This window comes from Aeromonas sp. 604176, from assembly GCF_049170755.1.
Classification (GTDB): Bacteria; Pseudomonadota; Gammaproteobacteria; order Enterobacterales; family Aeromonadaceae; genus Aeromonas; species Aeromonas veronii_A.
Window position 1 is genome coordinate 1 of sequence record NZ_JAAKNE010000178.1, and the last position, 4,900, is coordinate 4,900.

General features: G+C 61.3%; 4 protein-coding genes and 1 riboswitch. Of the genes, 1 reads left to right on the forward strand and 3 read right to left on the reverse strand.

All coding sequences use genetic code 11. The annotated features are described in order from the left end of the window. The first annotated feature begins 24 nt into the window (after positions 1 to 24). Positions 25 to 1,395, forward strand: a complete 1,371-nt coding sequence (locus G5358_RS20005) for a PhoH family protein (RefSeq protein WP_005358170.1) — start codon at positions 25 to 27, stop codon at positions 1,393 to 1,395. Between the two features lie 67 nt (positions 1,396 to 1,462). Here the strand turns inward: G5358_RS20005 and thiQ are convergent, their stop codons facing one another. The 3 genes from thiQ to thiB are packed head-to-tail and all read right to left on the reverse strand — an operon-like array spanning position 1,463 to position 4,753. Then, on the reverse strand, positions 1,463 to 2,170 hold the full coding sequence (thiQ, locus tag G5358_RS20010) for a thiamine ABC transporter ATP-binding protein (protein WP_042052488.1): 708 nt from the start codon (positions 2,168 to 2,170) through the stop codon (positions 1,463 to 1,465). Then, positions 2,157 to 3,776 carry a thiamine/thiamine pyrophosphate ABC transporter permease gene (thiP, locus tag G5358_RS20015; RefSeq protein ID WP_421324781.1) on the reverse strand — a complete coding sequence of 540 codons (1,620 nt, stop codon included), beginning with the start codon at positions 3,774 to 3,776 and terminating at the stop codon, positions 2,157 to 2,159. Before thiP ends, thiQ begins: the two co-directional genes overlap by 14 nt. After that, complete coding sequence (thiB, locus tag G5358_RS20020) at positions 3,773 to 4,753, reverse strand: thiamine ABC transporter substrate binding subunit (RefSeq protein ID WP_421324779.1); 981 nt, start codon at positions 4,751 to 4,753, stop codon at positions 3,773 to 3,775. Before thiB ends, thiP begins: the two co-directional genes overlap by 4 nt. 60 nt (positions 4,754 to 4,813) lie before the next feature. Beyond that, positions 4,814 to 4,899: riboswitch (TPP riboswitch) on the reverse strand. Position 4,900: the final 1 nt, after the last annotated feature.

Sequence of the window (4,900 nt, forward strand, 5' to 3'; positions counted from 1 at the left end):
CCTTCAGTGCCAAGGAGGATGCTTATGGACAATACGGACCGAAAGCTGTTTATCCTGGATACCAACGTTCTGCTTCACGAACCCCTCGCTATCTACTCCTTCAAAGAGCACGACGTGCTCATCCCCATGACGGTGCTGGAAGAGCTCGATAACATCAAGGATCGCAACAAGGATGTCAGCCGCGACGCGCGGGTGGCCATTCGTGCGCTGGAAGATGTCTTCCGCGATGCAACCCCGGATCAGATCACCCAGGGCGTGCCGCTGGCTGGCGAAGCGAGCGGCAATATCTGCATCTTCAGCGATCACCATCTGCCGCAGGATGCCGAGGTGTTTACCGACAAGGAGGCCGACAACCGCATCATCAACGCGGCCCTCTATCTGCAAAAGCACGAGTTGAAGCGTCAGGTGGTGCTGGTCACCAAAGACATCAACATGCGCCTCAAAGCCAAAGGGGCCGGGCTTGCTCACGTTGAAGATTACCGTAGTGACCAGTTGATCGATGATATCCGCCTGCTGGCCAAGGGTTTTCAGGTGGTGCCCGGCAGCTTCTGGGAGCGGGTTGGCGAGTGTGAGAGCGAGACCCACGGCCGCGACACCATCCATGTGATCGATGCCAACCTGCTGGAGGGGGTTCACGTAAACCAGTATCTGGTGGATGAAGAGAATTTCTTCGCAGCCCGGGTGCTCAGTCACGACGGCAACAAGATCCGCATCAAGGATCTGGGTCGCGAGCGACTGATGTCCCGCAAGGCGTGGGGTGTCCATCCCAAGAACGTCTATCAGGGGATGGCGCTGGATGCACTGCTCGATCCGCACATCGATCTGGTGATCCTGACCGGCCCGGCCGGTTGCGGCAAGACCTTGCTGGCAATGGCTGCTGCGCTGGAGCTGGTGATTGAGAAGGGCATTTACGAGAAGGTGATCGTCACCCGGAATACCCCGGAAATTGCTGAAAGCATCGGCTTTCTGCCCGGCACCGAAGAGGAGAAGATGATGCCCTGGTTGGCGGCGGTGACCGACACCCTGGAGGTGCTGCATAAGCAGGACGAGAACATGAGCGGCTCGCTCAGCTACATCATGGAGAAGGCCAACATCCAGTTCAAATCGGTCAACTTCATGCGCGGGCGCAGCATCCAGAACACCTTCGTGTTGCTGGATGAGTGCCAGAACCTGACCGCGTCCCAGATCAAGACCATCATCACCCGCTGCGGCGAGGGCACCAAGATCGTCTGCTCCGGTAACCTGGCCCAGATCGACTCCAACTACCTGAGCCCGGTGACCTCGGGTCTCACCTACATCGTCGAGCGCTTCAAGGATTTTGACGGCAGTGCCAACATCTTCCTCAACGGCGTGGTGCGCAGCCGACTGGCTTCGTTCGCCGAGGAAAATCTCTGATTTAACGGGAGCTCTGCATGTGAAAGGGGAAGCCATCCGGCTTCCCCTTTTTTGAGCCCGTCGCCGGTCATGAGCCCTGCGTACGACCCAGATAGCGTAGTAGCCCGGGATGATCGCTGTTTTGCAGAATATCCGGCTTTCCCTGCAGGGCGATCCGCCCCTCGTCCACAAACAGCACCTGATCGGCAATCAGCTGGGCATCTTCCGGATTGTGGGAGACCATCAGTACGGTAATGCCCTGTTCGCAGGCTAGCCTCGCCACTTCCGCCAGCATCTCCCGGCGCAGGGCGGGATCGAGGGCAGAGAAGGGCTCATCCAGCAGCAGCAGCGGTTTGCCGCGCACCAGCGCGCGAGCCAGCCCGACTCGCTGCTGCTGGCCGCCGGAGAGCTGTTCAGGCTGGCGGTTTAACATCTCGCCAAGACCAACCCGTGCGGCTGCATCGATCACCTGTGCCCGTTGGGCTGCACTCAGGCGCAGACCCGGGTGCAAGCCGATGGCGATATTGTCGAACACCGACAGATGGAGGAACAGGTTGTGATCCTGAAACAGGGTGGTGACTGGTCGCTCGGCGGGGCCCAGCGGCAGCAGATCTTCGCCATCGAAGCTGAGACGGCCTGATTCCACCGGCACGAAGCCGGCGATCATCCCGAGCAGGGTCGATTTACCTGCGCCGCTTGGGCCGATCAGTGCGGTGATCTCTCCCTTGGGCAGGGTCGCGCTGAAGCTGACGCGCCAGTCGGGGTAGCTGGTCACCAGCGTATCAATGTTCAGCATGTTTTCCTCCAAGACCCCGCTCCACCAGCCAGAACAGGGAGAAACAGAGCGTCAGCAGCAGCAGAGCGGTGGCGGCTGCCTCGGTCAATCGATAGCTGCCAAGCTGTTGGTAGAGCAGCCAGGGCAGGGTGGTGAGCTCCTGACTGCCAAACATGGCGATGGCGCCAAGATCCCCCAGCGAGAGGATCATCGACAGCGCCATCGCCAGTGCCAGCGGGCGGCGCAGCAGCGGCCACTCCACCAGTCGCAGGCGATGCAGGCCGCGTACCCCCAGGCTATCCGCCAGCCGGTCGTATTGGCGCACCACCAGCTGCATGGGGGCGGAGAGGGTGCGCATCACATAGGGTAGCGCCATCAGGGCGTTGACCAGCACCACCAGCCAGGGGCCGAGGGCGAACACATCGGCGAACGGCATAAACAGGATAAAGAGACCGGTAGAGAGCACCACTGCCGGGATCATCAGGATCACCGAGCCGCTGGCCTCCCACAGGGCGGCAGCCCGCCGCTTGCGAGCCCGTATCCGTAGATGGCGGCTGGTCAGCAGCAGTGCACCGCCGAGCAAGGTGGCCAATGCACCGGCTGCCAACGCAATCAGCAGCGATTGACCGCTCGCCTGCCACAGTTTGGTGGAGGTGAGCGCTGTCAGCAGGTCGGGTTGAAGGCCTGCCACCACGATGGCCAGCAGCGGTGGCAGAAAGATGACGAGCCCGATACCGAGCGAGAGCAGATCCACCACGGCCGTGCCCGGCTGATGACGGTCCGGCCGCAGGCAGGGACGATGGGGGGCCACCCTGCTGGCCGGGGTACTCTGCAGCTTGTGCTGCAGGGCGAGCAGGGCGGCGGTCAGGATGAGCTGCACCAGCGCCAGTCCGCCTGCGGTGGCGAGATCGAAGTCAAAGCGCAGCGCCTGATAGACGGCCACCTCCAGCGTGGTGGCTTTCGGCCCGCCTCCCAGTGCCAGCACTGTGGTGAAGCTGGTGAAGCAGAGCATAAAGATGAGGCTGGCCAGCCCCGGCAATATGCCGCGAATAAGCGGCCACTCCAGCAGCCGAAAGATGTGGGATGAGCGCATGCCGAGCTGGCTGGCGAGGCGCCAGCTCGATTCGGGGATGCTCTCTATGCTCTGCAACATCAGGCGTGCCGCCAGCGGCATATTGAAGAAGACGTGGGCCAGCAGGATACCGAACAGGCCGTAGAGATAGTTGCCGGGATCCAGCCCCAGTGAGCGCAACAGTTGCGGCAGCCACCCCTGCTTGCCGTGTACCGCTACTATGCCGAAGATGGCGATGATGACCGGCAGTACCAGCGAGAGACCAAACAGCTTGATCAGCAGGGTTCGGCCAAGGAAGCGCCGCCGCGCTAGCGCGCGGGCCACTGGAATGGCCAGCCCGAGACTGAGCAGGGTGGAGAGCAGTGCCTGTCCCAGACTGAAGCCCAGCACATGACGCAGATAAGGATCTGCGAGCAGGGTGCGGGGGGCCAGCGAACCGGCCTGCCACAACAGGGCCGCGAGCGGCCCGAGGGATAACAGCAGGATCAACAGGGTGGCTGCACTGCCCGGTAACCACCAGAGGGGACGAACCTGTGGTTTCAGATAACGGCTCACTGGGTGACGGCTTGCAGCCACTCGCGGATCCACCCTTTGCGATTGGCGGCCACCTCATCGCTGCTGAAGGCGAGCGGCTTGGCTACAGTGATCATCTGCTCGAAACCTTTTGGCAGTTGGGTATCGATCACCGGATACATCCAGTTGCCGGTCGGGATCTCATTCTGGAAGGCGGGGCTCACCATAAATTGCAGGAACTGGTCAGCCAGCTTCTCCTGTTTGGCGCTCTTCAGCTTGGCGGCCACTTCCACCTGACGGTAGTGGCCCTCTTCAAACGCCGCAGCCTGATACTGGGGCTTGTTCTCGGCAATCAGGTGATAGGCCGGAGAGGTGGTGTAGGAGAGCACCATGTCCGCTTCGCCATCGAGGAACATGCCATAAGCCTCTGACCACCCCTTGGTGACGGTGACCGTCTTTTTGGCAAGCTCGGCCCAGGCGGCAGGCGCCTTGTCGCCGTAGACAGACTTCATCCACAGCATCAGCCCCTGCCCCGGGGTGGAGGTGCGGGGATCCTGATAGATCACCTTGAGGTCGGGACGCTCCACCAGCTCTTTCAGGCTCTTGGGCGGCTGCTTGAGTTTGTCTTTGTCATAGACGAAGGCAAAGTAGCTGTAGTCGTAGGGGACGAAGGTGTCATCCTGCCAGCCACCCGGCACCTTGATGCCATCCAGCTTGGCGGGATGGGGGGCGAACAGACCGCTCTGCTTGGCTTCGCTGATGAGGGCATCGTCGAGCCCCAGCACCAGATCAGCCTTGCTGTGGTTGCCCTCCAGCCGCAGCCGGTTGAGGATGGCGACCCCATCTTCGAGGGGAACCAGATTGAGGGTGCAGCCGCACTCTTTCTCGAAGGCCTGTTTGATCTTGGGCCCCGGACCCCACTCGGCAGTGAAAGAGCTGTAGGTGTAGACGGTGAGGGTGTCAGCGGCGAACACATTGGCCGACAGCAGGCAGGTGGTGACCAGCAGCAGGGTCTTCATGGGTGGCACTCCCTATTACTTGTTAATAACGAGGTGCCAGCGGGTGAGGGCGCAAAAAATGAGCGCCATGCCTCAAATTCCTCCGCCAGCATTATCTGGATCAGGTACACGGGTATAATCTCAGCGGTAAACCGCACCCCGTTTGAG

Excerpts from the sequence above, each read along its gene's own strand:
- G5358_RS20005 (WP_005358170.1), top strand. The coding sequence starts at position 25 with ATGGACAATACGGACCGAAAGCTGTTTATCCTGGATACCAACGTTCTG.
- thiQ (WP_042052488.1), bottom strand. The coding sequence starts at position 2,170 with ATGCTGAACATTGATACGCTGGTGACCAGCTACCCCGACTGGCGCGTC.
- thiB (WP_421324779.1), bottom strand. The coding sequence starts at position 4,753 with ATGAAGACCCTGCTGCTGGTCACCACCTGCCTGCTGTCGGCCAATGTG.